25 protein-coding genes are annotated in these 25,444 nt (G+C 63.9%); 9 read left to right on the plus strand and 16 right to left on the minus strand.

Going from position 1 to position 25,444, the window contains the following annotated elements; all coding sequences use genetic code 11:
* Positions 1-209: 209 nt before the first annotated feature.
* Positions 210-1,442, plus strand: a complete 1,233-nt coding sequence (locus tag VWY75_RS05115; protein ID WP_416539288.1) for a PAS domain-containing protein — start codon at positions 210-212, stop codon at positions 1,440-1,442.
* 306 nt (positions 1,443-1,748) lie between these two features.
* Here the strand turns inward: VWY75_RS05115 and glpD are convergent, their stop codons facing one another.
* The 12 genes from glpD to VWY75_RS05175 form a co-directional block, all read right to left on the minus strand.
* Complete coding sequence (glpD, locus tag VWY75_RS05120; RefSeq protein ID WP_416539289.1) at positions 1,749-3,338, minus strand: glycerol-3-phosphate dehydrogenase; 1,590 nt, start codon at positions 3,336-3,338, stop codon at positions 1,749-1,751.
* A complete protein-coding gene (locus tag VWY75_RS05125; protein ID WP_416534773.1) occupies positions 3,331-4,116 on the minus strand; it encodes a DeoR/GlpR family DNA-binding transcription regulator in 786 nt (261 codons plus the stop codon). Before VWY75_RS05125 ends, glpD begins: the two co-directional genes overlap by 8 nt.
* 94 nt (positions 4,117-4,210) lie before the next feature.
* Positions 4,211-5,305: a DUF1513 domain-containing protein gene (locus VWY75_RS05130; RefSeq protein ID WP_416539290.1), complete on the minus strand. Its 1,095-nt coding sequence runs from the start codon at positions 5,303-5,305 to the stop codon at positions 4,211-4,213.
* Between the two features lie 3 nt (positions 5,306-5,308).
* Positions 5,309-6,439 carry an imelysin family protein gene (locus VWY75_RS05135; protein ID WP_416539291.1) on the minus strand — a complete coding sequence of 377 codons (1,131 nt, stop codon included), beginning with the start codon at positions 6,437-6,439 and terminating at the stop codon, positions 5,309-5,311.
* Positions 6,439-8,073, minus strand: a complete 1,635-nt coding sequence (locus VWY75_RS05140; RefSeq protein ID WP_416539292.1) for a di-heme oxidoredictase family protein — start codon at positions 8,071-8,073, stop codon at positions 6,439-6,441. Before VWY75_RS05140 ends, VWY75_RS05135 begins: the two co-directional genes overlap by 1 nt.
* Before the next feature lie 216 nt (positions 8,074-8,289).
* Positions 8,290-9,558 (minus strand): imelysin family protein, encoded by a 1,269-nt coding sequence (locus VWY75_RS05145; protein WP_416539293.1) that lies wholly within the window; start codon positions 9,556-9,558, stop codon positions 8,290-8,292.
* A gap of 78 nt (positions 9,559-9,636) precedes the next feature.
* Positions 9,637-10,143: a hypothetical protein gene (locus tag VWY75_RS05150; RefSeq protein ID WP_416534777.1), complete on the minus strand. Its 507-nt coding sequence runs from the start codon at positions 10,141-10,143 to the stop codon at positions 9,637-9,639.
* Positions 10,140-10,307 carry a hemin uptake protein HemP gene (gene hemP / locus VWY75_RS05155; protein ID WP_317961085.1) on the minus strand — a complete coding sequence of 56 codons (168 nt, stop codon included), beginning with the start codon at positions 10,305-10,307 and terminating at the stop codon, positions 10,140-10,142. Before hemP ends, VWY75_RS05150 begins: the two co-directional genes overlap by 4 nt.
* 427 nt (positions 10,308-10,734) lie before the next feature.
* Positions 10,735-12,453: a methionine--tRNA ligase gene (metG, locus tag VWY75_RS05160; RefSeq protein ID WP_416539294.1), complete on the minus strand. Its 1,719-nt coding sequence runs from the start codon at positions 12,451-12,453 to the stop codon at positions 10,735-10,737.
* A 107-nt stretch (positions 12,454-12,560) separates the two neighbouring features.
* Positions 12,561-13,784: an MFS transporter gene (locus tag VWY75_RS05165; protein WP_340544909.1), complete on the minus strand. Its 1,224-nt coding sequence runs from the start codon at positions 13,782-13,784 to the stop codon at positions 12,561-12,563.
* Between the two features lie 162 nt (positions 13,785-13,946).
* Complete coding sequence (locus VWY75_RS05170; RefSeq protein WP_416539295.1) at positions 13,947-14,348, minus strand: rhodanese-like domain-containing protein; 402 nt, start codon at positions 14,346-14,348, stop codon at positions 13,947-13,949.
* Between the two features lie 86 nt (positions 14,349-14,434).
* A complete protein-coding gene (locus VWY75_RS05175) occupies positions 14,435-14,836 on the minus strand; it encodes a rhodanese-like domain-containing protein (protein WP_340544911.1) in 402 nt (133 codons plus the stop codon).
* Between the two features lie 180 nt (positions 14,837-15,016).
* Between VWY75_RS05175 and VWY75_RS05180 the strand changes: the two genes are divergently transcribed.
* A complete protein-coding gene (locus VWY75_RS05180; RefSeq protein ID WP_416539296.1) occupies positions 15,017-16,060 on the plus strand; it encodes an aldo/keto reductase in 1,044 nt (347 codons plus the stop codon).
* Positions 16,061-16,128: 68 nt separating this feature from the next.
* Here the strand turns inward: VWY75_RS05180 and VWY75_RS05185 are convergent, their stop codons facing one another.
* Positions 16,129-17,220, minus strand: coding sequence for a GlxA family transcriptional regulator (locus VWY75_RS05185; protein ID WP_260114364.1), 1,092 nt, complete (start codon positions 17,218-17,220; stop codon positions 16,129-16,131).
* Between the two features lie 132 nt (positions 17,221-17,352).
* Here VWY75_RS05185 and VWY75_RS05190 point away from each other — a divergent pair, with 132 nt between their 5' ends.
* From VWY75_RS05190 to VWY75_RS05205, 4 genes are all read left to right on the plus strand, one after another.
* Positions 17,353-18,270, plus strand: a complete 918-nt coding sequence (locus VWY75_RS05190) for a 3-keto-5-aminohexanoate cleavage protein (RefSeq protein ID WP_416539297.1) — start codon at positions 17,353-17,355, stop codon at positions 18,268-18,270.
* A 128-nt stretch (positions 18,271-18,398) separates the two neighbouring features.
* On the plus strand, positions 18,399-18,734 hold the full coding sequence (locus tag VWY75_RS05195) for a hypothetical protein (protein WP_416539298.1): 336 nt from the start codon (positions 18,399-18,401) through the stop codon (positions 18,732-18,734).
* The gene (locus VWY75_RS05200) at positions 18,731-20,203 is read left to right on the plus strand and encodes a carnitine 3-dehydrogenase (protein WP_416539299.1); all 1,473 of its coding nucleotides are present in this window, start codon (positions 18,731-18,733) and stop codon (positions 20,201-20,203) included. The genes VWY75_RS05195 and VWY75_RS05200 overlap by 4 nt, the downstream gene beginning before the upstream one ends.
* 11 nt (positions 20,204-20,214) lie before the next feature.
* Complete coding sequence (locus VWY75_RS05205) at positions 20,215-20,973, plus strand: SDR family oxidoreductase (protein WP_340544918.1); 759 nt, start codon at positions 20,215-20,217, stop codon at positions 20,971-20,973.
* 78 nt (positions 20,974-21,051) lie between these two features.
* Here VWY75_RS05205 and VWY75_RS05210 read toward each other — a convergent pair whose 3' ends face one another.
* Entirely contained in the window at positions 21,052-21,924 is an 873-nt protein-coding gene (locus VWY75_RS05210; RefSeq protein ID WP_416539300.1) for a helix-turn-helix domain-containing protein, read from the minus strand.
* A gap of 108 nt (positions 21,925-22,032) precedes the next feature.
* Between VWY75_RS05210 and VWY75_RS05215 the strand changes: the two genes are divergently transcribed.
* From VWY75_RS05215 to VWY75_RS05225, 3 genes are read left to right on the plus strand one after another with little or no spacing between them, the layout of a single operon-like run.
* Positions 22,033-22,239, plus strand: coding sequence for a DUF2061 domain-containing protein (locus VWY75_RS05215; RefSeq protein WP_340544921.1), 207 nt, complete (start codon positions 22,033-22,035; stop codon positions 22,237-22,239).
* Positions 22,232-23,173, plus strand: coding sequence for a fatty acid desaturase (locus VWY75_RS05220; RefSeq protein ID WP_416539301.1), 942 nt, complete (start codon positions 22,232-22,234; stop codon positions 23,171-23,173). Before VWY75_RS05215 ends, VWY75_RS05220 begins: the two co-directional genes overlap by 8 nt.
* Positions 23,174-23,190: 17 nt before the next feature.
* A complete protein-coding gene (locus VWY75_RS05225) occupies positions 23,191-24,093 on the plus strand; it encodes a DMT family transporter (protein WP_340544924.1) in 903 nt (300 codons plus the stop codon).
* A gap of 32 nt (positions 24,094-24,125) precedes the next feature.
* Here VWY75_RS05225 and VWY75_RS05230 read toward each other — a convergent pair whose 3' ends face one another.
* A complete protein-coding gene (locus VWY75_RS05230; RefSeq protein WP_416534784.1) occupies positions 24,126-24,893 on the minus strand; it encodes an NUDIX hydrolase in 768 nt (255 codons plus the stop codon).
* A 28-nt stretch (positions 24,894-24,921) separates the two neighbouring features.
* Positions 24,922-25,338, minus strand: a complete 417-nt coding sequence (locus tag VWY75_RS05235; protein WP_416539302.1) for a DUF983 domain-containing protein — start codon at positions 25,336-25,338, stop codon at positions 24,922-24,924.
* Positions 25,339-25,444: the final 106 nt, after the last annotated feature.

Below are 25,444 nucleotides of genomic sequence, written 5' to 3' on the forward strand. Positions count from 1 at the left end.
GCACTATTTTGCGGGGGCTTTTTTTGTTGGCGATTGTTGTTCGGATGCGGGGTCGGTGGCAGGCGGTGAAAGCGGACCCGCAGGGCGGGCTCCGGGCCGGGAGAGTCCGAATTCTTGAAATTTATCTCGATTTTCCACGGTGAATTTACGGCTGTGTAACGCACAAGGTTTAGGCAGGTCACCTACACAAGTAGCGATGGGAAATCACTTTGACGTTCATGGACAGCCGGATCGAAGCGCGCCCGCTCAGGGGAGAGGCTCCCTTTGCGCTCAATGAAGTATTCTACTCCAGAACGGATGGCCGTGGGGTTATTCAAATCGGAAACGAGATTTTCCGGCGGGTGTCAGACTACCCGTGGGGCGATCTGATCGGAGCGCCACATAAGATCATCCGCCACGAGGATATGCCGCGCGGGGTGTTCCAGCTGTTCTGGGAGACCATCCAGGCCGGCGATTTCTTTGGCGGCTATGTAAAGAACAAGTCCCGCGATGGGCTGCACTACTGGGTTTATGCAGTTGTTGTCCCCTGCGAAGAGGGGTTTCTTTCGGCGCGGATCAAACCGACCAGCAAACTGTTTGATAAGATCGCACAAGGCTATGCGGATCTGCTGAAAGCCGAGCAGGACGGCGGGCTCAGCCCTGAGGAAAGCCGTGACAGGCTGCTGGACTGGTGTCGTGAACTGGGTTTTGAGAACTACCAGCAGTTTGCCGCCAACGCGCTGGCAGATGAGCTGGCGGCCCGCGATCAGGGGATGGAAAATGCGCCTGATCTGGCGATTGAACGCCTGCGGACCATGCTCGCAAACTCGGATGTTCTTGCAGAAGAAACCCGTGGTCTGATCGACGATTTTGCGGCGATGCGCACCATTCCCCACAACCTGCGGGTCCTTGCGTCGCGGATTGAACCGTCGGGCGGCCCGGTGACCGTGCTGTCACAGAACTACGGGTCCATCTCGCAGGAGATGTCGAACTGGTTCGCCACCCATGTTATGGGCAAGGACAGCAATTTTTCAAAGATCAAGGGGCAGGTCAGCCAGAGCCTGTTCGTGGCAGGCGTCGTACGTATTTTCAGTGAATGCAGCAAGCAGCTTCAAAGCGAAAATCATGCAGTGCTGGGTGAGGAGGGCCGGGCGCATGAGCAATCGCTGCTGCGGGCGCTAGCCATGGTACAGGAAGAACATGCTCGCACACAGCTGTCGGATGTGAACCGCGAGGCGGAGCGAATCACCAAGATCTGCGAAAACATGCAGCGCCAGCTGCTGGGGCTGAGTTCGACGCGGGTGCTGTGCAAAATCGAAAGCGCGCGGCTTCCCGAGGATGGGCATTCTCTGTCTGACATCATCGACCAGCTGGGACGCTTCCAGCAGCGTATCTCGCAGCGGCTTCAGCACATCAGCAAGCTGTGCTCCAACGATCCGTCGCCCGCAGATCAGACCGCATGAGGCGCGGGAGATCCTTGGGTCGTGCCGGGACATAGCACCGGCAGGCCGCGCCGGACGAAGGCCGCTGCGGATTTTTGATCGAAGGAATATGGCAACGCTTGCTCACCCCGGGCATTGCCGCTCTTGCTGCCAACAATGTCAGCCCCTCTGACCAAATGTTTCGCGTGCGAAACAATCGGACAGGGGGGCTGATACTTTTTGTAGGCGTTGCGCAGGCTGCGGGCGCATAGGGCTGGGAGGTGTTGCCGCGGGGTTAAGCCGCGCAGGCTGAAACGAGCTGAGACGCGCCCGCTCTGCAACTGGACCTCAGGCGGTCAGATCGGCGGCCCTTGCACGGATATAGGCGTCAACCGCGGCGCGCTCTTCCTCGGTCAGGCGCAGGGCGAGTTTGGTGCGGCGCAGGAGGTAATCCTCGCCGGTGCGGACCCATTCGCGGGCGATGGTCCAGTCGAGTTCACGCGCGGTGATGGTGGCGCCAAAAGCCTGGCCAAGATCCTCGGCTGAGGTTGCCTCGCCCAATACGTCCCAGGCCTCGGTGCCATAGGCGCGGATCAGGCGGCGGGTCGCGTAGGGGCTGAGGAAGGGATAGTCCTGCGCCAGTTTCGCGGTGAGTTTCGCCACATCGCCGACCGGGAAATCGCCGCCGGGCAGGGCGACACCTGCGGTCCAGTCGCGGGGGAGGTCGGGAAACTGGGTGCCGATTTTCTCCAGCGCGGCCTCGGCCAGTTTGCGGTAGGTGGTGATCTTGCCGCCAAAGACATTCAGCAGCGGCGCGGCAGTGTTGTCCAGCGTCAGCACGTATTCGCGCGTGGCAGCGGTGGCCGAGCTGGCACCATCGTCATAAAGCGGACGCACGCCGGAATAGGTCCAGACGATATCGTCACGGCTGAGCGGATTGGCGAAATACTGCGAGGCGAAATTGATCAGGTAATCCTGTTCCTCGGGCGTGCAGGTCGGGGCGGTTTCGGGATCCGGGTGGTCGGCATCGGTGGTGCCGATCAGCGTGTAGTCCTCTTCGTAGGGGATCGCGAATATGATGCGGCCATCGGTGCCCTGAAAGAAATAGCAACGCCCGTGATCGTAGAGTTTCGGGACCACGATATGGCTGCCGCGCACCAGCCGTACGCTTTCGCGGCTGTTCTGGCCCAGTTTCTGGCGCAGCACATCGGCAACCCATGGGCCACCGGCATTGACCAGCATCTTTGCGCGCCGTTCGAAGGTCTCGCCGGTGGCGATATCCTGAAGCTGGATCACCCAGTGGTCATCGCGACGCCGGGCGCCGGTGACCTTGGTGCGGGTCATGATCTCGGCGCCGCGGGCCTCGGCGTCGCGGGCATTCAGCACCACAAGACGGGCGTCTTCAATCCAGCAGTCGGAATATTCAAAGGCGGTCTTGAACTTCGGGTCCAGCGGGCGGCCTGCGGGGTCGCTGGCGAGATCCAGTTTGGAGGTGCCGGGTAGGATGCCGCGTTTGCCGAGGCTGTCGTACATGAACAGGCCAAGGCGGATCAGCCAGGCGGGGCGGCGGCCCTTCATCCACGGCAGAAAGGTGGTGAGCAGTTTCGACGTCGGTGTGGTGTTGTCAAAGCGCATGTCCTTGTGGAACGGCAGGACAAAGCGCATCGGCCAGGAGATATGCGGCATTGCCTTCAGCAGCACCTCGCGTTCGATCAGCGCCTCGCGGACCAGACGGAATTCGAAGTATTCAAGGTAGCGCAGGCCGCCGTGGAACAGTTTGGTGGAGGCCGAGGAGGTGGCGGAGGCGAGGTCGTTCATTTCGGCCAGCGCCACCGACAGGCCGCGCCCTGCGGCGTCGCGGGCGATGCCGCAGCCGTTGATGCCGCCGCCGATGATGAAAAGATCGGTGATCTGGTCTTGCGCGTGAGTATCAGGCATTTTCGCTACTTTCGTTTTCGCCAACCCAGAGGATTTGCGTGTCCGCAGCCTCGGCTGCGCGGGAAAATTCAGGGGGGACGGGGCGGTCGGTGATCACCACGTCAAGATCGGCAACATCGCAGATGCGGACCGGGGCGGTGCGCTCGAACTTGCTGCCGTCGCAGACCAGCACCCGTTTGCGGGCGTTCTTCAGGATGGCGCGGGCAACCGAGACTTCGCGTGCATCATGGTCGAGAATGGCACCGTCGGCGTCCATGGCCGAAGCGCCGATAACGGCGATATCGACCTTGTAGCGGGCGATAAATTCCAGCGCGTCCTCGCCCACGATGGCGCCATCGCTTTGCCGGATGGCACCGCCGACAAGTATCAGTTCCTTGCTCTCATCCTCCATCATCATATTGATAATGTTGATATTGTTGGAGAGCACCGTGAGGCCGCGATGGCCGGAGAGCGCGCGCGCGACCTGTTCGGTGGAGGTGCCGATATTGAGGGTGATGGCGCAGTTGTCAGGGATCAGATCAGCGGCAAGGGCCGCCATGGCGCGTTTGCCGCGGGCGTTCAGCTTGCGCCGTTCGGCGTAGTCGCGGCTGGCGCCACTGCTGCTGCGCACCGCGCCGCCGTGTACGCGGGAGAGTGCGCCACGGGCGGCCAGATCGCGCAGGTCGGTGCGGATGGTTTGTAATGAGACGCCAAAGCGCTGGGCGAGGTCCTCGACCTCGACCCGGTCCTGCCGGGTCAGCAGGTCCAGAATTGCCGTTTGTCTTTCGGTTGCGTCCATAGCCCGTCCTCTCGCAGGCTTATCTAGGCCTCCGATTGCGAAAAGTCACGAGTTATTTTCGTTTTGCTTTCGTTTTGCTTTCTGCTAGGGCGCGTCAGGGGATTGGAACCAGATGATTGTCCCAGGCGAGATCGGCCCGGCCCAGATGGGTCAGCGTGCCGTTGCGGATCGTGCTGACCTCACCGGCGCCGGTGGTCACGATAAAGCCCGCGCCCGCGCCAGTGAGTCCGCAGACGTCGGCCAGCCGGACCTCATGCCGCAGCGCGCCGCTGACGCAGTCGGCGATCTGCACCACGCCGCCGCGTGGCGAGGTGACGGCGATCTGTGTTCCATCGCGGGAAAAGGCGAGGGAGCCGCCATAGCCATCAAGATTGCGCAGGCGGGGGTCATCCTCGGCCATCAGGCGGGGGGCGGAGCCGGGATTGTGCAGGCCGATGATTGGCAGATCGGCGCCCGCATCGCCCTGCCACTGCATCGCAAAGCCGACGGTGCCGGAGGCGCTGATGGCAAGGTGGCGGATCGAGTTCAGGCGCATGTCGGCGTTCAGGATCAGCTGATCGTCCAGGGTGCCATCAAGGCTGAGGTAGCTGAGGGTGGGCTGCATGGTGGCGAGGTTCAGCTTTGCGCGGCCGCTGTCGGGGTGGGTCTGGATGCCGCCGTTGGCCACCACCAGATTGTGCTGGCCGTCAGGGCTGGTGCGCAGGCGGATATCATGCGGTCCGATCCCGCCGGAGGCATGATCGCCAATGCGGCGGTAGCCCGCGCTGGCGTCCCAGATCCCGATGCGACCATCGCCACTTTCATAGGCGTTTTCGGTGGTGAACAGATAGGCGCCGTCCGGTGAGAAGACGCCGTGGCCGTAGAAATGATGCCCGGTCGGTGGCGTCAGCCGCGCCAGCGCCGCGCCGTTGCGGCAGTCGATCACATCCGCGAACTGGCCGGGGCGGCGGGCAAAGGCGACGGCTTCGGGGCGGCTCGGGTGTGCGGCTGCGGCATGGCCACGGGCGGGCAGGGCGTGGCGGAACAGGATGGCGCCGCCGCGGTCCAGACCGGCGAGGAGGAAGCTGCCATCGGGGGTTTTACCGGCGGCGAGATAGGCCGGGTGGCCAAGGTCGGCCCAGCTGGCCTGCGGGGCCATGCCTGCGGCGAGTAGACCGGCGAGAAAGCCGCGACGGGAGGGGCCTGCCATGGATCAGTCCCCGTCGAGCGAGTTGAACCCGGCAGTGACGCCAAGGGCCGCGCCCAGCCGGGTGGAGATCAGGTCGCGCAGGTCGTTGATATCCTGCTGTAGGGCTTCGATGCGAAAGCGGCGGGCGGGATCGGCAACCCCGGCGAGGGACGGATCGTCCAGCGCGGAGGCGCGTTTCAGCGCCTTGGCAAAGCCTGCGTCGATATCCTGCATCAGCGCGGGGTCGCCCGCCGCAAGGGCTAGGGCAAGCGGTTCCATCGCGGCGAGGTTCAGCGCGATATGGCGCTGGCTGCGGGCGGAGCGGCGGGCCTCGGCGCGGTTGGGGCGGGGGGCGTCGAACTGGCCCAGCGGACGGCCCAGCCGCATGTCGGAGAGCACCTGAAACCCGGTGGTGAGGGTTTTGAACAGCTCCTGCCGGATTTCCGCCTGGGACCGGTAGCGATAGCCCGGCCCGGCGGTCACCAGCGTTGCGGCATAGCTGTTGTGCCAGTCGTTGCGGATCGCGGCACTGGTGCGGGCGATATCGCTGGTGATGGCGGCCACCAACGCGCAGCGTTGTGCGGCGCTGCCTTCGGTCTGCATGTCCGCATCGAACAGCAGATATTCCAGCGCATAGAACCCGCGCAGGGCCACCGATTGGCTGGCAAAGATCTCGGGGGTGGTCAGCTCTTCGCGCGGGGTTTCGGTGACGGCGCGGCGCAGGGTGCCGGGGATCTTGTTGCGGCTGTCGGGCCAGAAGGCGAGGGCAAAGGCACGATTGTCGGTTTCGGTGGGACCAAAGCGCAGATGGCTGACTTTGATCCAGGCATCAAAGGCACGGCCAAAGGCATCGCGCAGGGCCGGATCATCCGGGGTGCAGTGGCGGGCGCCGCCCTCGGCCAGGGTGGTGCTGCGGGCGGCCAGCTCGTCAAAGCCGGGGAGGATGTGGTGGGTCAGGATCCAGTCCACCTGAAGCGCGCGGCTGAGCGACGCGGGCGGCAGCTCCGGCGCGGTGATCTGAAGCGGCGGGGAGGTCTGGGCTAGCAGCGGCGGCGCGGGGAGGGTTGCGCCAAGGGTTGCGGCCAGAGCGAGACCGGTGAGGAGCGCGCGGCAGCGGCGCGATGGCGCGGGGATGGCGTTGGGGGATGCGGGCATCAGAGCGACTCCAGAAAGCGGATCAGATCGGCGCGGTCTTCGGGCGCAAGGCCCACCACGGTGTCTCGGGCGGATTGGGCTTCGCCGCCATGCCAGAGGATTGCCTCCAGCAGGGTGCGGGCGCGACCATCATGCAGGAAACCTGCGCGGGGATTGACCTGCTGCACCAGCCCCAGCCCCCAGAGCGGCGCGGTGCGCCATTCGCGCCCGGTGGCGCGGGCTTCGGGGCGGTTGTCGGCAAGGCCGTCGCCCATGTCATGCAGCAAGAGGTCGCTATAGGGCCAGATCAGCTGGAAGCTCTGCGCGGGTTGCGCCTCCAGCCGGTTGGTGACGAATTTCGGGGTATGACAGCTGGTGCAGCCTGCGCCGTAGAACTGCGCCTTGCCGCGCAGCACGGCGGGGTCGTCCGGGGTGCGGCGCGCTGGCACGCCGAGGTTGCGGCTGTAGAAGGTGACCAGATCCATATTGGGCTGGTCGATCTCGGTCTCGCGGATGTCCGCGCCGCCATGGGGCGCGCTGCGGCAGCTGGTCTGCGCGGTGGTGCAATCGCCTGCATGGGCAGGAAACAGCGGCGTGGAGATGCCGATATCGCCGGAGAAGGCGGCGGCGGATTGTTCATGCACCGTGGGCTGCCCGGCCTTGTAGCCAAAGCGGCCGAGCATGATCCGGTTGTGCTCTACCGACCAGACCAGATTGGCGCGCCCGGAGATGCCGTCGCCGTTGCTGTCATCCTCGTCGGCGCCCGCCAGAATGTCGGCGGCCGGGATCGCCTCCAGCAGGCCAAGGCCGATCATGCTGGGGGCGACGCGGGGGGAGAGCATGGCATCGGGGTGCAGCGGGCCATAGCCGAGGGTATTGGCGCTGTACTCGGGGCGTTGCAGGGTGGCGATCTCGCCGCCTGCAAGCGCGATGGTGTCTTCGGTGTAGGTGACGCCGAGGCGGTATTCCGGGGCGATGCCGGGGGCGGAGAAATCCTGCATCTGGCCGCCATAGGTCGGCTCTGGCGCGGTGCCGATATAGTCGGCGATGGTTTGCATCTGCTCTGGCACCGGGCCGGGAACAGAGACGCGCAGGAACATCGTGGTCGAGGCATAGTCCGGCCTATCCGGCACATGGCCGCGCCCGTCCTTCAGGTGGCAGCGCTGGCAGGCGCGGGAATTGTAGAGCGGGCCCAGCCCGTCGGAGGCAAGGGTGGAGGCGGGGGAGAAGACCCAGATTTTTTTGAACAGCCCGTTGCCGAGCTTGAATTCCAGCTCTTCCTCGAAGCTGAGATTGGCGCTGTGCTGCGAAAACGCCTCGTCATCGGTGCGGGCGCGGACGGTGGCGGCCCCTGCGGGCAGCGCCTCATAGGGTTCGGTCCGGTCGAACTGATCTGCCGGGCGGGTGACGGCGCGGATGCGGGTCTGTTCCTGGGCGGTGCGGGGAAGGGTGGCGAGATGCGCGTCAGTCAGAATGTCAAAGGGGGAGGATTGGCGCGCCGTGGTATTGGCAACATCCCCGGTGAGGGTCTTTGACAGCGGGGTGGCCTGCGGATTTGCCGAGGCGGGCGCAAGCGGCGCGGCCAGTGCGATCAGGCTGAGCCCCACCACGAGGGAGGGCAGGCGCGGACGGCAGGGCGGCGGGACAACTCGCATACGGGCAGGACAACTTTTCTTGGGCGGGCGCTGTGCCTCCTTTCCATGGATAGGGGGAACCGCAGCTGGCATCAACTCTTGCCGGGGCACTAAAGTGCCCCGGTGGGCCGGGGCGGGTCCGGGGGGCAGCGGACTGGCGGGCCGACCCCCGGATAGAGGGGCCACGCGATGCGCGGCCCCTGCCTGATCAGTGCTGCTGGCGCAGTGTTTTCGGGGTTACTGGAAAACCGCCGATGGGTTGTCGAGCGAGTCGGAGCCTTCGATGGCGACGCCGTCGAGGTCCAGCGCGGTGACCACCCGTTCGATGGAGCGGGTCTGATCGACCAGACCGTTGACGCCGCCCATGATCAGCGCCTCGCCGGCCTCATTGCCCTGTTCCAGCATCTGGTCGTAGGAGAAACCAGCCTCGGCTGCGGTTTTGATCTGACCCAGCGCACGCATGGTGGTCGCAAGCTTGCCGCGCATTTCAGCGTCCAGCTCCGGGTCAATATCCTGCACCAGATCGGAGAGCGAGGCGCCGGAGACCAGGCTGCCATCGGCGCGGATATATTCGCCGAGATAGACATTCTGCACGCCCAGACCGTCGTAGTAGTGGCTGTTGTGGGTATTGTCGGAGAAGCAGTCATGCTCTTCCTCGGGGTCGTTCAGCATCAGGCCAAGGCGCATACGTTCGCCTGCGGTCTCGCCGTAGGAGAGTGAGCCCATGCCGGTCAGCATGGCGGTGATGCCTGCGTTTTCGTCCGACAGAAGCGTGGTTCTGGCCTCGCCTTCGGTGCTCCACTGTGCGGCCATCCACTCCAGATCGGAGATCAGCAGATCGGTCGCCGCCTTCAGGTAGTCGCCCCGGCGGTCGCAGTTGCCGTTGGTGCAGTCCTCGCCTGCGGCGAAATCGGTCCAGGCGCGGGTGCCTGCGCCATGGTCGGTGCCGTTCAAGTCCTGCCCCCAGAGCAGGAATTCGATCGCGTGATAGCCGGTGGCGACATTGGCCTCGACGCCGTCGGCCTCATGCAGGGTGGTTTCCAGCAGTTCGGGGGTGATGGTGCTGGCGTCGATGGTGGTGCCGGACAGCTCAAAGCTCGGATTGGCGATGATGTTCAGCGCGGCGAGGGTGTTTTCATCGGTCGGACCGCCATAGCTGGCATCGACATAATCAATCAGGCCTTCATCCAGCGGCCAGGCGTTCACCTTGCCTTCCCAGTCGTCAACGATGGCATTGCCAAAGCGGAACACCTCGGACTGCTGATACGGCACGCGGGCGGCGAGCCAGGCTTTGCGGGCGGCTTCCAGCGCCTCGGCGGAGGGTTCAGCGATCAGGCTGTCCACGGCTGTTTGCAGGGTTTTGGCGGTTTCAAGGCTGTCCTGGTATTTGGCCTGGGCAATATTTGCGTAGGTGGTCAGCACCTCAGCCTTGTCGGCCGCAAAAGCGGGAGCCGCAACTGTGGCGAGCGCTGCAACAGCGGTGCCTGCGAGGAAATGCGATGTCATCTGGTTGGTCCTTAGGTGGTCGTCGAAGCGGGTAAAGTGGAACGGGTTAAGCGACGGGTGCCGGTCGGCGCCGGACCGTCAGTGAAGAGTTGCCGACAGCGGGGTGAGCGGTGCCGGATGCGCGGAGGGGCGGGCCTGCCGATCCGCGAGCTGGTCGAGTACCAGGCCGATCTTGGCAGCGAGAACGGTGGCGCGCTGCGCCTGTCGGGGCTGCACGATCAGCGCGGCAAAGAGATTGGCATCCTCATATTCGCCACGCGCGGCAGCGGCGACCAGATTGGCAAAGCAGTTTTCGTCAGCGCCAAGGCAGGTGCAGGTCATCCCGTGGCGCACCAGCGGGCGGCGGCCTTCGGTCACGCAGAAGTTGCAGAGGCGGCCAAAATTCTCATAGGTCTGACGGCCAAGAACCGGGCCAAGCAGGTCTTGCAGCTGGTGGCGCAGGGCGATGCGGGTTTCGGCCCCGCTGAACCAGTGGCGCAGATGGCGCACGACCATGGCTTCCAGGGCGGGCAAGTCGGTCAGCAGACCAACAGTGGCCCCGCCCCGTGAGACCGCAGATGCGGCTGTTGCAGTATTGGAAATCATTTTGTCAGGATCAGCTTTCCGGCGCGGGTGATCCGCAGGCTGTAGATCTGGCCGTTGAGCAGAATGCGGGCCTGGTTCCCGCCACGGGCCAGTTCCTCGGCGTGGTAGGTTGGGAAGACTTCGGTGGCCGCAGTTGTCGTGGTGGTGGCGTGGTCAAAATTCATCTGGTTCATCAGGGTCACCCGTTTCTGTTTTCCGACCGATCCAGATACCACTCCAGGCAAAACCCCTGATCGCCGCGCGGCAGCCCGTAGGCGTTCAGGCTGTGCGGTATGCTCCGACCTTCGGCGGGGCGGTGGCGCAGGGAAAAGAATTGCAGAAGAAACGACACTGGACGATCTCGGTTGAATTGCTATCAGTCGGGCTGGCTGCACAATCACAGGTTGGCTGAACTGCGCTAAACCTGACTGATTTAATCGGAATCGTCAACCTGACTTTTTTAGTCAGATTAAGGTTTTTTGCGCGCCTTGATATTTTGTCAGCGCGCAGGTGTGGGTGGTGGCGGTGCTGGGCGGAATGGCCCGCATCTGACGAAAAAGGCCGCTCCCGGTGGAGCGGCCTTGGTCTTTGTCACGGGGCGCGGCCCTGAGATCAGTCGCGGGTGCCGGAGAAGCGCTCCTGCCAGCCTTCGCGCTGTTCGTCGGTGATCTTGGCAAAGAGCACCTCCGGCACGGTGAAGGCATGACCTGCGGGCAGCGCGCTGAGGGCGGCGGCCACATCGTCGGGCCAGCTGCGATCCTCGGTCTGAAGGGCGGCCAGCAGACGCTCGGTCGCGTCGGGGATGAAGGGGGCGGACAGCACCGCATAGAGCCGGATAAGGTTCAGCCCCAGACGCACCTGAGCGGCGGCCTGATCGGGGTCGGTTTTGAAGACGGACCAGGGGGCTACGGATTGCAGGTATTCATTGCCTGCGACCCAAATCGCCCGCAGCTCCTGCGCGGATTTGCGCACATCCATGGCGGCCATATGGCCCTCATAGGCGGTGACGCGGGTGCTGATTTCGTCAATCAGCGCCTGTTCGGCCTCGCCGTAGTCATTGCCTGCGGGGACCGCCTCGCCGTATTTGGAGCGGCAGAATTTTGTGATGCGGCTGACAAAGTTGCCCAGCACGTCGGCCAGATCCTTGTTCACCGATTGCTGGAAATTCTCCCAGGTGAATTCGGAATCACTGCTTTCCGGCGCATGGCTCAGCAGCCACCAGCGCCAGTAATCGGCGGGCAGGATGTCCAGCGCCTGATCCATGAACACACCGCGCCCCTGCGAGGTGGAGAACTGGCCGCCGTCATAGTTCAGGTAGTTGAAGGATTTGAGGTGGTCGACCATCTTCCACGGCTCACCCGAGCCAAGGATGGTGGCCGGGAAGGAGAGGGTGTGGAAGGGGACGTTGTCCTTGCCCATGAACTGGACGTATTTCACATCCTCAGCGCCCTTGTCGGTGCGCCACCAGCGTTCCCAATCGGCGTCGGTCTTGCCGTTGGCGTCGGCCCATTCCTTGGCGCAGGCGATGTATTCGATGGGGGCATCGAACCAGACGTAGAACACCTTGCCCTCCATGCCGGGCCAATCTTCATCGCCTTTCTTGACCGGGACACCCCAGTCGAGATCGCGGGTAATGCCGCGGTCCTGAAGGCCGTCGCCGTCATGCAGCCATTTCTTGGCAATCGAGGTGGTGAGGACCGGCCAGTCCTTCTTGGAGTCGATCCAGGCATCCAGCTGGTCCTTCAGCTGCGACTGGCAGAGGTACAGGTGCTTGGTCTCGCGCACTTCCAGATCGGTGGAGCCGGAGATCGCGGAGCGCGGGTCGATCAGATCGGTCGGGTCCAGCTGCTTGGTGCATTCCTCGCATTGGTCGCCGCGCGCCTTCTCATGGCCGCAGTTGGGGCAGGTGCCTTCGATATAGCGGTCGGGCAGGAAGCGGCCGTCGGCGTGGGAATAGACCTGTTTTTCGGTCACTTCTCGGATCAGACCCTGTTCGGCCAGCTTGCCTGCGAAATGCTGGGTCAGCGCATGGTTCTGCGCGCTGGAGGAACGGCCGAAGTGGTCAAAGCTGAGGCCAAACCCCTTGGCAATACCGGCCTGGACCTCGTGCATTTCGGCACAGTATTCCGCCACCGGCTTGCCTGCCTTGGCGGCGGCCAGTTCGGCGGGGGTGCCGTGTTCGTCGGTGGCGCAGAGGAACATCACCTCATGGCCGCGCGCCCGCTGGTAGCGGGCATAGAGATCTGCGGGCAGCTGACTGCCGACCAGATTGCCCAGATGCTTGATCCCGTTGATATAGGGGATCGCCGAGGTAATGAGAAAGCGCGCCATATCATCCATCCAACTAAAGCTCTGCTGGCCCGTCTAGCGCATGGCGCTGCCGCCGAAAACCCCGTGGTGCGCTTTGCCGCCATTTTCCCGTATCGGGTCGCGGCGGGCTAGCGGCGCTCGCGGGAGCGTTTCAGCAGGCGGCCTATGGTGAAGGAGGTGCGCGGCGCATAGACATAACGTGTGCGATCCTCGGGGGCGGGGCGGGCGCGCATCCGCAGCAGGCCAAAGACGATCAGCCCAAGGTGACCCACGGCGACAAAGGCAAACAACGCGCCGGGACCGTAGTTTTCGATCAGCGCCGAGGTGATCAGCGGCGAGGCGATGGCACCAAGGGCGTAGAAGAACATCAGCGCAGCGGAGAGTTCGACGCGCTGCTGCGAGGTGGCAAAGTCGTTAGCGTGTGCGGCCGAGACCGAGAAGATCGGCATGGTGGTAAAACCGAAGAAGGCGGCAGAGGCCATCACCGCCAATGTGCCCATGCCGCTGGCCGCCATGGTGACGCCACAGGACAGGATCGCCACCACCGACAGCCAGATCAGAACCCAGCGGCGGTCGTATTTGTCGGCCAGCCAGCCGAGCGGATATTGCGCCAGCGCGCCGCCCAGAACAAAGGTGGCGAGGAAGAAGGCGATCTGGCCGACCTCCAGACCGACCTCCTGACCGTAGATCGGCCCCACCATACGGAAGGAGGCTGAACTGAGCGCGGCGACGATCACCCCCGCGACGGCGAGTGGCGAGCAGGCCCAGGCCAGTTTCGGGCGCAGGCGCGGGGCGTCGGGGATCTCCGGCTGGCTCGCCTTGGTCATGGTGAGCGGCAGCAGCGCGGCACAGCAGAGGATGGCCAGCAGGTTGTAGGACACGTAGGAGGCTGGCGGCAGCACCGCGATCAGCAGCTGTGCCGCGAGCGAGGCGGAGAGATCCGCGATCCGGTAGGTGCCCATGGCGCGGCCACGGCTTTCATTGGTGACCTTGGCGTTCAGCCAGGCTTCGATCACCGTGTAGCAGCCCGCAACGCAGAGGCCGGAGGCCATGCGCATCACGGCCCAGGCCATTGGATCCTCGGTCAGGGTGTGGCCGATCAGCCCCATGGCGCCGAGCGCGGTACAGACGGCAAAGGCGCGGCTGTGGCCGACATTGCCCATCAGGCGCGGCACCCACCAGCAGCCGACAAAAAAGCCAAGGAAATGCGCCGAGCCGAGAAAGCCGATCTGCTCCTTGTCAAAGCCAAGCGTCAGGCCAGAGATCGCGTCCAGCGGGCCAACGCCGCCGGTCGACAGTTGCAACAGGATCACCGAAAGAAACAGCGCCGCAAAGGAAATCATCATCCGCATAATGGCCAGTCATGACCGCTGCGCCGCGGGATTGCACGGGTGTTTCCGACATTTGCCGGTCAGGAATGTCGTATTGTGCAGCGGCGCGGCAGATTTGCCGCGCAGGCCTGTCAGGCGCGGGTTATTCCGGTGCAGGTCGTTCCGGCGCAGGTGGGGTGCGGGTCAGTCGTCGCGCTGGGCGATTTCGCCGCCGGCCTTGCTCCATGCGGTAAAACCGCCCTCAAGGTGCATCACCGGTCCGAGCCCCATCTCCATCGCCGCCTTGGCGGCCAGCGCGGAGCGCCAGGCGCTGGCACAGTAGAAGACATAGGTCTTGTCCTGATTGAACACCGGTTTGTGGTAGGGGCTGTCCGGGTCGATCCAGAATTCCAGCATCCCGCGCGGGCAGGAAAAGGCGCCTGGAATCATGCCGCTGGCCTGCAATTCGCGGATATCGCGCAGGTCGATGAAGGCATAGGCGTCATCATGGATGGCCTCTTTTGCGGTCTCCACGGACATGGTGTCCACGACGGCGTTGGCCTCGTCAAGGAGCGCCTTGACGCCTTTTGTGATGGTTTGCGGCATGCTGTGCTCCCTCTGGCTGTCAGAGGCACAGGCTGCCGGGTTTTGCGCGGGGTGACAAGCACCGCTTGTCCGGTATCAGCCGGTATTTACCACTTGTAAGGGATGGCATCGCCCCCGTCGGCGATCCAGGCATCAAAGCCGCCTTTCAAAAAGACCACCCGCTGCAATCCCATTTCCAGCGCGGTGCTGGCAGCCAGGGCCGACCGCCATCCGTTGTCACAATAGAAGATGAAGGCCCGATCCTCGGCAAAGACCGGTTTGTGGTAGGGGCTGGAAGGATCAATCCAGAACTCCATCAGGCCGCGCGGGCAGGACAGGGCGCCGGGGATGACGCCGGTGCGTTCAACTTCGCGGATTACCCGCAGGTCGACAAACAGGCTGTCGTCACGGCCATGCAGATCTGCCGCCTCTGCCGGGGAAATCGACACCACGATGGCTTCAGCTTCTGCGATCAGGTCTTTGTAGCTTTTGGACATAGAGAACGTCATGTTGTCACTCTCCTTTTCTAGATTTGCGACAATTTTAATCATATCATATCCATCGTGTTTCACGTCTGGATTGTGCATGAAAGGTTAACGCCCTGATGCACGACGGAGGCGATCTGGTTGCACTGGGCCGCGGGTGGGCTAGGGTCTGTTGCGAGTTGCAACACGAAGGATCTGCGCGAAATGAAAAAGAACCCGCTTGGCCGCACCGGTATGGAGGTGTCGCGTATCTGTCTTGGCACCATGACCTTTGGCACCCAGACGGATGAGTCTGACGCCCATGCGCAGATCGACCTGGCGCTGGCGGCGGGGGTGAATTTTCTGGATACCGCCGAGATGTACCCGGTGAATCCGATCAGCGCCGAGACGATCGGGGACAGCGAGGCGATCATCGGCAATTGGAATGCCCGCAGCGGGCGGCGCGGGGATTACATCCTGGCGACCAAACATTCCGGCGAGGGGTTGCAGGCGGTGCGCGATGGCGCTGCGATCACCGCAGAGACCATTCCGGCCACCGTCGAGGGATCGCTGCGGCGGCTGCAGACGGATTACATCGACCTCTATCAGTTTCACTGGCCCAATCGGGGCAGCTATATGTTCCGCAAGAACTGGCAATATGATCCGGGTGGCGATGACCGGGCCGAGGTGCTGGACAATATGGCCGGCTGCCTGGAGGCGCTGAAAGCGCAGGTGGACAAGGGCAATATCCGCGCCTTTGGTCTGTCCAACGAAAGCGCCTGGGGCACGGCGCACTGGCTGCGGCTGGCGGAGGAGACGGGCGGGCCACGGGTGGCCTCGATCCAGAATGAATACTCGCTGCTGTGCCGTCTATACGATACCGATCTGGCGGAGCTGAGCGCCTATGAGGACGTCGGGCTGCTGGCATTTTCACCGCTGGCAACGGGCTTGCTCACGGGGAAATATCAGGATGGTGCGGTGCCTGAGGCCTCCCGCAAGACGCTGAACCCGGAACTGGGCGGGCGTGATACGCCGCGGGTCTATCCGGCGGTAGCTGCCTATCTGGAGATTGCCGCGCGCCATGGTCTGGACCCGGTGCATATGGCGCTGGCCTGGTGCCATACCCGGCCGTTCATGGCGTCGGCCATTCTGGGTGCCACCACGCTGGCGCAGCTGGAGCACGCGCTGGCGGGCGATGATCTGACGCTGTCGCTGGAGGTGATGGACGAGATCGACGCGGCCCATCGCGCCCATCCGATGCCCTATTGATCTGGCGGTGCTGCTGGCAGAACGGGCACGCCCGCCGCGGCGTCCGTTCTGATCTGCAAAAGGCTCAGTCAGTAAGAACCGGTTGAGTGCCGTGGCAGCGGTCCGCTCTGGCGCAGCGAGGTCTGGCCCTGCGACAGGGGGGCTTGGCTGAACAGCGGTTTGCTTGCCGCCAGACGTGGCGTTGCGGCGGTTGCGAGGCTGGTCTGGCGCAGTTCGCGCGCGGTGATGCCATGGGCGGTGCGGAAGGCGCGGGCAAAGCTCGACTGCGAGTTGAAGCCGGTGGCCAGCGCGACCTCCATGATCGGCAGATCGGTGTCGGTCACCAATCGGCGTGCCTCGGCCAGACGCAGTTGCAGATAATGGTCCTGCGGCGTCGTATTCAGCCGCAGGCGGAACTGCTGTTGCAGGCTGCGGGTGCTGGTTCCCAGTTCCTCGGCAATCTCGCTGAGCGGTTTGGGATCGTCCAGCGCGGCCTCCATCAGGGCGTTGGCCCTTGCCGTGAGCGAGGAATGTCTGGAGCTGCCAAGGCGGCTTTGTGGCCGTTCGGTCGAGCCGGGGCCATCGTAGAGGAACAGGCCGGCCACGCGTGAGGCAAAGCCCGCACCATGACGGCTGCCGATGATATGCAGCATCATCTCGATCGCCGGGGTCGCCCCGCCGGAGGTCATCCGCCCCTCGGAGAGGGTGAAGCGGTCGTTGCGGCTTTGCACGCCGGGAAAGCGGCTGGCGAAATTGTCCAGATCTTCCCAATGTGTCGTCGCGGGGTGGCCGTCCAGCAGACCAGCCTCGGCCATCAGCCAGGGGCCGCCGTCGATGCCCGCGATGGTCGCGCCACCTGCCGCCAGACGGCGCAGACCGGCGAGCAGGCTGGGGGTCGCATGGCGCGCGAGCTGGAAGCCGGCGATCACGATCAGCAATTCGCAGCTTTGCAGCCGGGCCAGCGGGATGCCGGGCACCGAGAGGCCGCTGGTCAGCATCGCAGGCTCGCTGGTGGCGGTGACATAGTCCCAGTCGAATGCGCCGCGACCTGCCAGCCGATTGGCCGCGCGCATCGGATCGACGGCAGCGGCGAAGGACAGCGTATTGCTCTCATCAAGCACCAAAACAGCGGTTTTTAGCGGCTGATTCTCGGGCTGGAGGATGTTTTTTGCGGATTTCATCAAGTTCGATTCGCATGTTGACTAGTGGATGCACCAAGGCTGCGGCACTGTTGAAAGCAACACAAACAGGAATCTGGGGGCAGGCTTGGGGATAACTCGGGCACAACCCTGTACATCGAGGGGAAAACCAAAATGCCTCTGAATATGGCCAAAAACGTCTTTATCACCTGCGCCGTGACCGGCTCTGGCAGCACCCAGGATCGCAGCCCGCATGTGCCCAGATCGCCCCAGGCGATTGCCGATAGCGCGATTGCGGCGGCCAAGGCCGGGGCGGCGATCGTGCATTGCCACGTGCGTGATCCCGAGACCGGTGCCCCCAGCCGACGGCTGGATCTGTACCGCGAGGTGACCGAGCGGATCCGCGATGCGGATGTCGATGTGGTGCTGAACCTGACAGCGGGCATGGGCGGTGACATGGTGTTTGGCGACACCGAAAACCCGCTGCCGCTGAGCGAGGCTGGCACCGATATGATCGGCGCCACCGCCCGGATGGCGCATGTGGCGGAGTGCCTGCCGGAGATCTGCACGCTGGATTGCGGCACGATGAACTTCGCCGAGGCCGATTACGTGATGACCAACACGCCGGGCATGTTGCGCGCCATGGGCCAGATGATGACCGATCTGGGGGTGAAGCCGGAGATCGAAGCCTTCGACACCGGTCATCTGTGGTTCGCCAAGGAGCTGGTGAAGGAAGGCGCGCTGAACAGCCCGGCGCTGGTCCAGCTGTGCATGGGGGTCCCCTGGGGCGCGCCCAATGACCTCAACACCTTCATGGCGATGGTGAACAATGTGCCGGGTGACTGGGACTGGTCGGCGTTCTCGCTGGGGCGCGATCAGATGGCCTATGTGGCGGCCTCCGTGTTGGCGGGCGGCAATGTGCGGGTGGGTCTTGAGGACAACCTGTGGCTCGGCAAGGGGCAGCTGGCGGAGAACTGGCAGCTTGTTGAACGTGCAGGCACCATCATCGAGAACATGGGGGCCCGTGTGATGGGGCCGCAGGACGTGCGGGAGCAGCTGGGTCTGGTGAAACGCGCACCGGTGGCGAAGTAAGCATTCAAAACCGGGGGGTGACATGCGTGCACCCTCTGTGCCCCCCTGTGCACCGGCCAATTGGCCCTGCTTGAACTTGGCAGCGAAAACCCAATGATGCGAATCATAACCAAAAAGGGGATTTCAGCATGGTTTTGGTAATGGCGCTTCCGTTTGCAGGGATTGTTGGTCTTTCTGCCTTTCTTCAGGCAAGCGATGGCGGATGGAGGTACTTTGCGGCCGCGGTCGCCATGATGGCTGCAGCGTTGGCCGCTCCGGCATTTCTTCATGAGGGCTGGCAACAGAATGGGCAAATTGCGTTTCTCGTGGGAAGCGGTTTCAACGCAGGTGCATTGGTGTTGGCGGGCGCAGTGATCGGTTTGATCGGCAAGCGAATCAGTACAGCGGGAAAAGTAGGAGGCGTGGGATTTCTTGTCGGTATTGCCACGCTATGGACCTGGACTTGGATGAGTATTCTGACATGAAAACAGCAGCAATCATCGGCGGCGGGGTTATTGGCGGCGGCTGGGCCGCGCGGTTTCTTCTGAACGGCTGGAACGTGCGGGTGTTCGACCCGGACCCGGAAGCGGAGCGCAAGATCGGCGAGGTGCTGGCCAACGCCCGCCGCTCGCTGCCGGGCCTGGGCAATGTGGCGCTGCCTGCGGAGGGCAGCCTGACCTTCCATGATACCATTGCGGAGGCTGTGGACGGCGCGGCATGGATCCAGGAGAGCGTGCCGGAGCGGCTGGACCTGAAGCAGAAGGTTTATGCCGAGCTGCAGGCGCATTGTGCGCCGGATGCGGTGATCGGCTCTTCCACCTCCGGCTTCAAGCCGTCGCAATTGCAGGACGGGCGCGAGAACCCCGGTCAGATCGTGGTCGCGCATCCGTTCAACCCGGTCTACCTGCTGCCGCTGGCGGAGCTGGTCACCACCGGGGCCAACCCGGCGGGTGTTGTCGACCGGGCCAAGGCGATCATCACCGAGATCGGCATGTACCCGCTGCACCTGAAGAAAGAGATCGACGCCCATGTGGCGGATCGCTTTCTGGAGGCAGTCTGGCGCGAGGCGCTGTGGCTGGTGAAGGACGGTATCGCCACCACCGAGGAGATCGACAACGCGATCCGCTACGGCTTTGGCATCCGCTGGGCGCAGATGGGCCTCTTTGAGACCTACCGGGTTGCGGGCGGCGAGGCGGGCATGAAGCATTTCATGGCGCAGTTCGGCCCCTGCCTCAGCTGGCCCTGGACCAAGCTGATGGATGTGCCGGAGTTCACCGATGAGCTGGTAGACCTGATCGCGGGCCAGTCGGACGCGCAGTCCGGCCAGTATTCGATCCGCGAGCTGGAGCGGCACCGGGATGACAACCTGGTCGGCATGATGCGGGCGCTGGGCGCAAACAACTGGGGTGCGGGCGCGCTGCAGAACAGTCATGACCTGAACCGCGAAGGCGAGGCCGGGCTGGTGCGCCGGATCGAAGACCTGAAAGACCTGAGCCAGCCGGTTTTGACCCAGAGCCGCGTGGTGCCGCTGGACTGGACCGATTACAACGGTCATATGACCGAGAGCCGCTATCTGGATGCCTTTGCGCAATCCACCGACCGGCTGATGATGATAATCGGCTGCGATGCGGAGTATATCGCCAGTGGCGGCAGCTACTTCACCGCCGAGACCCATATCCGCCACATTGACGAGGTCCATGCAGGCGATCCGATCCAGGTGCGGACGCGGGTGATCATGGGCGCTGGCAAGAAGATGCACCTGTGGCATGAGATGTATTCGGGCGAGCGTCTGCTGGCGACGGGCGAGCATATGCTGCTGCATGTGGATCTTGCGACCCGCCGCTCTGCTCCGCCTGCGCCGCATATCGAGGCCAATCTGGTGAAGCTGGCCGAGGCGCATTCCGCATTGCCCGCGCCGGACGGGCTGGGCCGCGCCATCGGCGCGCCACGGTGAGTTCTGAAGGGATGAGCCGGGTTCTGATCACCGCCGGCGGGTCAGGAATTGGCCGCGCCATGGCCGAGGGCTTTGCCGCCGCCGGGCATCAGGTCTGGGTCACGGATGTGAGCGCCGTCGCACTGGCAGACGTGCCGGAGGGCTGGAGGGCGACGGCAGTGGATGCCACCGATGAGGCGGGCGTCAAGGCGCTGTTTGCCGAAATCGCTGACGCCTGGGGCGGGCTCGATGTGCTCTGTGCCAATGCAGGGATCGCCGGGCCGACCGCATTGATCGAAGACATTGCGCTGGAGGACTGGCGCAAATGCGTGAGCGTCAATCTGGAGGGCTGCTTTCTGGCCGCCAAATACGCAGCACCTTTGATGAAGGCGGCAAAGGCCGGGTCGATCATCGTGACATCCTCAACTGCCGGGCAGTACGGTTATCCGAACCGGGCGCCTTATTGTTCGGCCAAATGGGCGGTCATCGGCCTGATGAAGACGCTGGCGATGGAGCTTGGCCCCTTTGGCATCCGCGCCAATGTGATCTGCCCCGGGGCGGTGGAAGGCCCGCGGATGGAGGGCGTGCTGGAGCGCGAGGCGGCGGCCAAGGGCATGACCCGGGATGAGGTCTATGCGGGCTATGCCTCCGGCACCTCGATGGGACGGTTTGTCGAGGCCAGCGACATTGCCAATATGGCGGTTTTTCTGGGGTCGGACGCGGCGCGGCTGGTATCGGGGCAGGTGATTGCGGTTGATGGCCACACGGAGAATCCGGACCCGAAGCTGTGACGGTGGAGTGGCGGGCGGAAACGCTTGCCCAACGGTGAAATGTTCTGCCCGGCTGCAAGGCAGGCGCAGCCCTCGGTGTTAGGTGGAACCGCTGCCGATCGCGGCGCTGAGCGCTCTGAGCCGTCCCGGCAGCTGCCGGGCGGTGATATCCGCCTCGCGCACCAGATTGTCGAAATGGCTGGTGAAGGTGGCAATCCGCTCCTTGTCGCGGAAGGCCAGATAATGCGAGCCGGCATAGAACACCCCTAGGAGCGGGCCGAAGATGGTGATCGGTGAGGAATAAAGCCGCTTGGCATCAAAGAGATAGATGCGCAGGCGGGGGTAGAGTTGCTCACAGAGGCGTTCAAAGTGGGCAAGCTGCTCCCGCCGGATCTCTGCCGACAGCCCCTCATAGTAGCCGACGCCCTGAGCAAAGCTCTCCAGCTCATAGATGGGCATGGCGATTTCATAATCGGAGGCTGATTGGCGCATCCATGTCAGACGATCCTCCGACGCGCCGATGGCCTGATCGGCGGTGCGGCCTAGATGCGGGGCATATTCCCATTCCAGCAGGGCGCGGGTTTTCAGCATGTCGGGCAGGGCGGCGGGCACATGGCGGATCTTGTAGCCCTGTGCCTCCTGGTGCCATTCAAAGATACGTTCATCCACCAGAGCGCGGGGGGCCGCGGTCATCGTCAGGCTGGCGGCCACCAGATCGGCGGCGTTCTCCGGGCGGTCCGACAGGCTGAGGAGCCAGTCGGCAGAGACGCCGAGGGCCGCAGCGCAGGCGCCGACCACATGGGCGTTCGGCAGCCGCGCGCCGGCGTCGGTCAGCAGTTGCGAGATGGTGGAGCGGTCGACGCCGATGGCGCGGGCCAGCGCGCTCTGGCTGAGGCCGCTGTCGCTGAGCGCGCGGTTGAGACGCAGGCGGAACTGTTCGGCGCGTAGCCGTTTGTCCAGAATTTCAATCATGTGGTGATTATTATCACTGCTGCTGAATTTTGTTAATCATATTCCGAATTCTGCATCGTGTCGCGCCGGGGTAGGCCTGAGGGGAGCCGAAAAAACAGGAGGATGCGGATGGAAACGCGGGCGCGATCCGTGGCGAAGGCGGTGATCTGGAACCTGCTTGGCCTGATAATGATGGCAGGCGTTGGCTGGCTGGTGACCGGATCTGCCGGGCTGGGCGGCAGGCTTGCGATCCTGAACAGCTGCGTCGGGTTCCTGTGCTATGTGATCTATGAACGGGTCTGGGCAGGCGTGGGCTGGGGGCGGCGGCATGTCTGATCCGCATACCGCCCGCAGCGCTGGCCTAGACCGTTTCGTGCTTAATCCGGGGCGGGTCGAATGGGGCACGCTGGGGCTGATGCTCGGCTGTTACGCGGTCTGGGGCGCGGCACTGATCTGGCTACCATCTCTATCTGTCTGGCTGGCGGTGCCGGTTCTGGCCTGTCTGATCACGTTGCATTCCTCGCTTTGTCATGAGGCGCTGCATGGGCATCCGTTCCGCCTGAGGGCGCTGAACGAGGCGCTGATGGCGCTGCCACTGAACCTTGCCATTCCTTATGGCCGGTTTCGCGACACCCATCTGGCGCATCACCGGGATGAGCGGCTGACCGATCCTTACGATGATCCCGAAAGCAATTACCTGGATCCGGCGCGCTGGCGGCGGCTGGGGCTGTCGGCGCGGCTGCTGCTGCGGGTGAACAACACGCTTCTGGGGCGGGTGCTGCTGGGGCCGCTGCTGGGGCAGATCCGTTTTATGGTGGCGGACTGGCGGCTGATCCGGGGCGGGAGCATGGCAGTGCTGCGCGACTGGCTGCTGCATATCTTGGGGGCTGGGCTGACGTTGTGGCTGGTGGGACAGAGCGCGCTGCCGCTATGGGCCTATCTGCTGGCGGCCTATCTGGGGCTTGCGATCCTGAAGATCCGCACCTTTCTGGAGCATCGCGCCCATGTCAGCCCGGCGGCGCGCACGGTGATCATCGAGCGGGGCGGTGTTCTGGGGTTTCTGTTTCTGAACAACAACCTGCATGTGGTGCACCATAGCCATCCGGGGGTGCCCTGGTACGTGTTGCCGAAGCTGTACCGAAGTCGGCGCGCGGAATTTCTCAGGCGCAACGAAGGCTATGCCTACCCGTCTTATGGCGCGGTCCTGCGCCGATATGCGCTGCGCGCAAAGGATCCAGTGGCACATCCGATCTGGTCAGAGCGCCCATAGCGCCCCATAAGGGCGGTATGACATTGTGGATCCCCATCGCTATCGCCGCGGCCAGTTTCCAGACGGTTCGCTTCATGCTGCAAAAAGTGCTGAGCAGCGTCACGCTGTCGTCGGCCGGCGCGACCTTTGCCCGGTTTGTCTATTCGGCGCCGGTGATCTGGGCCGGATTGCTGGCCTATCTGGCGATATCGGGGCAGGGGATGCCCGCGCTGACCGGGCGGTTCTGGGTGTTTGCCACCATTGGCGGGACGGCGCAGATCCTTGCGACCGTCTGCGTGGTAGCGCTGTTTCGCCAGCGCAATTTTGCCGTGGGCATCACCTTCAAGAAAACCGAGGTGATTCAGACCGCGCTGGTGGGGTTGGTGGTGCTGGGCGATCAGATCACGCCGCTGGGCTGGCTGGCCATTGTCATCGGGCTCTGCGCGGTGCTGGTGCTGTCGAAGACGCCCGAAAGCAAGGGGCCGTGGTGGCGGCATCTGTCCAGCCCGGCGTCGCTGCTGGGGCTGGGATCGGGGGTGCTGTTTGCCTTTTCCGCGGTGAGCTACCGCGCCGCCTCGCTTGAGCTTGACGCGCTGGCGCCTGCGTTTCGTGCCGGGGTCACGCTGGCCATTGTGGTGAGCCTGCAGACGCTGTTCATGCTGGTCTGGCTGAAGTGGCGGGAGCCGGGCGAAATCGCGCGGGTCTGGGCGGCGCGGCGGGTGGCAATCTGGGTGGGCCTGACCAGCATGGCGGGATCCTTCTGCTGGTTCTGGGCCTTCACCCTGCAGAACGCGGCCTATGTAAAGGCGCTGGGACAGATCGAATTACTGTTGTCCCTGCTGGCATCGGTGCTGTTTTTCAGGGAACAGATCACGCGCCGGGAAATCCTGGGCATGGGCTTGCTGATCCTGTCCATTCTGGCACTGCTGCTGGCGATCTGAGCGATCATGCGGGCAAGTCAACTGGCCGGGGGTCAGCCGTCCTGCGGCATCGGATAGCCGTTCAGCCGCAGAAAATGGCTCGATTCATCATCATTGCGAAAGAACGGCACGCTTGCGGGCGGGCCTTCCTGGCGGATGCGGCGGGTGACCTCGGCGAGCACCACCTCGGTGATGAAGGGCAGATCATAGGTGCGCACCTGGCTGAGCGGGATCCATTGCAGGTGCGACAGCTCATCCGAGGCGCGGGAGAAATCGTCGATATCGCTGCTGACATGCGCCGCATCCACCAGAAAGAACCGCGCATCAAAGCGGCGCGGGCGACCGGGGGGCGTGATGGCGCGAAAGACAAATTGCAGCGCCTCGGCGGCAGGCAGATGACCGGTCGCGGCAAAATCGACCCAGTCGGGGGTGGGGGCTGTCGGCCAGCTGCCGGGCTGCCCGAGGATGAGACCGGTTTCCTCCCACAGCTCGCGGATGGCTGCGGCGGCAAGAGCGTGATGCAGATCCTCCTGCGCCTGCTCCGTCAGCCGTTCGCGACAGAGGGGCGGCAGGGCGCTGGCGAGCGGGACATCGGCGTCGCCCGGATCGACGGCGCCGCCGGGAAAGACCACCTTGTTGGGCATGAAGGCGGCCTTTGCCCCGCGCTGCCCCATCAGCACCTGAGGGTCGTCGCCCATCCGGTCGCGCACGGCGATAATTGTCGCGGCGTTGCGGATCGGTGTTGTGTCCCGGCGGGCAGTGGCGGCATCGGCGTAGCCGGTGTCCATGGTTGCCTGGGCCGGGCTGGGCGATTTGCTCATGTCTGGGTCTTCCTGTCGATTTTCGGGATCAGCTGTCCTTGCCGAAGCCGTGCATCCGGCGTGCCCATTGATAGGCGATCACGATGCCTTTCATCCGTGGCAGGAGGAACAGCGAGGACAGCAAACAGCCCAGCGAGAACACCGTGAAGGTGACCATCGGCTCGGGCCGCCAGGTGAAATAGACCACATGCAGCAGCGGGGCCATGATGTGGCCGACCAGCAGAATGGTCAGATAGGCCGGGCCGTCATCGGCGCGCGCATGGGTGAGATCTAGCCCGCAGTTGGAGCAGCTGTCGTTCACCTTCAGATAGGAGTGCAGCAGCTTGCCTTCGCCGCAGTTGGGGCATTTGCACCGCCAGCCGCGCAGAACGGCGGGCATGGTGGGGCGGTCTTCCTGATCGTTCGATTGAATATCGGCCGCAAGGGCCACAGATGACTCGGTCATGACAAATCCTATCTTTTGTCCGCTTATCTGAGCGTTTCTCCCATAAGTTTAAAGAGGCAGTGCGCCACAGTGCGTCGGCATGCCGCAAGACTGCGCTGCCAAGTGC

It is taken from the genome of Phaeobacter sp. JH20_08 (genome assembly GCF_048056635.1).
Classification (GTDB): Bacteria; Pseudomonadota; Alphaproteobacteria; order Rhodobacterales; family Rhodobacteraceae; genus Phaeobacter; species Phaeobacter bryozoorum.

Coding starts and splice junctions, on each gene's coding strand:
- VWY75_RS05230 (WP_416534784.1), bottom strand. CDS start 24,893: ATGAGCAAATCGCCCAGCCCGGCCCAGGCAACCATGGACACCGGCTAC.
- VWY75_RS05135 (WP_416539291.1), bottom strand. CDS start 6,439: ATGCCCGCATCCCCCAACGCCATCCCCGCGCCATCGCGCCGCTGCCGC.
- VWY75_RS05225 (WP_340544924.1), top strand. CDS start 23,191: ATGACATTGTGGATCCCCATCGCTATCGCCGCGGCCAGTTTCCAGACG.
- VWY75_RS05165 (WP_340544909.1), bottom strand. CDS start 13,784: ATGCGGATGATGATTTCCTTTGCGGCGCTGTTTCTTTCGGTGATCCTG.
- VWY75_RS05205 (WP_340544918.1), top strand. CDS start 20,215: ATGAGCCGGGTTCTGATCACCGCCGGCGGGTCAGGAATTGGCCGCGCC.
- VWY75_RS05125 (WP_416534773.1), bottom strand. CDS start 4,116: ATGGACGCAACCGAAAGACAAACGGCAATTCTGGACCTGCTGACCCGG.
- VWY75_RS05220 (WP_416539301.1), top strand. CDS start 22,232: ATGTCTGATCCGCATACCGCCCGCAGCGCTGGCCTAGACCGTTTCGTG.
- VWY75_RS05190 (WP_416539297.1), top strand. CDS start 17,353: ATGCCTCTGAATATGGCCAAAAACGTCTTTATCACCTGCGCCGTGACC.
- VWY75_RS05175 (WP_340544911.1), bottom strand. CDS start 14,836: ATGACGTTCTCTATGTCCAAAAGCTACAAAGACCTGATCGCAGAAGCT.
- VWY75_RS05210 (WP_416539300.1), bottom strand. CDS start 21,924: ATGATTGAAATTCTGGACAAACGGCTACGCGCCGAACAGTTCCGCCTG.
- VWY75_RS05185 (WP_260114364.1), bottom strand. CDS start 17,220: ATGAAATCCGCAAAAAACATCCTCCAGCCCGAGAATCAGCCGCTAAAA.
- glpD (WP_416539289.1), bottom strand. CDS start 3,338: ATGCCTGATACTCACGCGCAAGACCAGATCACCGATCTTTTCATCATC.
- VWY75_RS05150 (WP_416534777.1), bottom strand. CDS start 10,143: ATGATTTCCAATACTGCAACAGCCGCATCTGCGGTCTCACGGGGCGGG.
- metG (WP_416539294.1), bottom strand. CDS start 12,453: ATGGCGCGCTTTCTCATTACCTCGGCGATCCCCTATATCAACGGGATC.
- VWY75_RS05145 (WP_416539293.1), bottom strand. CDS start 9,558: ATGACATCGCATTTCCTCGCAGGCACCGCTGTTGCAGCGCTCGCCACA.
- VWY75_RS05180 (WP_416539296.1), top strand. CDS start 15,017: ATGAAAAAGAACCCGCTTGGCCGCACCGGTATGGAGGTGTCGCGTATC.
- VWY75_RS05195 (WP_416539298.1), top strand. CDS start 18,399: ATGGTTTTGGTAATGGCGCTTCCGTTTGCAGGGATTGTTGGTCTTTCT.
- hemP (WP_317961085.1), bottom strand. CDS start 10,307: ATGAATTTTGACCACGCCACCACCACGACAACTGCGGCCACCGAAGTC.
- VWY75_RS05130 (WP_416539290.1), bottom strand. CDS start 5,305: ATGGCAGGCCCCTCCCGTCGCGGCTTTCTCGCCGGTCTACTCGCCGCA.
- VWY75_RS05200 (WP_416539299.1), top strand. CDS start 18,731: ATGAAAACAGCAGCAATCATCGGCGGCGGGGTTATTGGCGGCGGCTGG.
- VWY75_RS05140 (WP_416539292.1), bottom strand. CDS start 8,073: ATGCGAGTTGTCCCGCCGCCCTGCCGTCCGCGCCTGCCCTCCCTCGTG.
- VWY75_RS05215 (WP_340544921.1), top strand. CDS start 22,033: ATGGAAACGCGGGCGCGATCCGTGGCGAAGGCGGTGATCTGGAACCTG.
- VWY75_RS05235 (WP_416539302.1), bottom strand. CDS start 25,338: ATGACCGAGTCATCTGTGGCCCTTGCGGCCGATATTCAATCGAACGAT.
- VWY75_RS05170 (WP_416539295.1), bottom strand. CDS start 14,348: ATGCCGCAAACCATCACAAAAGGCGTCAAGGCGCTCCTTGACGAGGCC.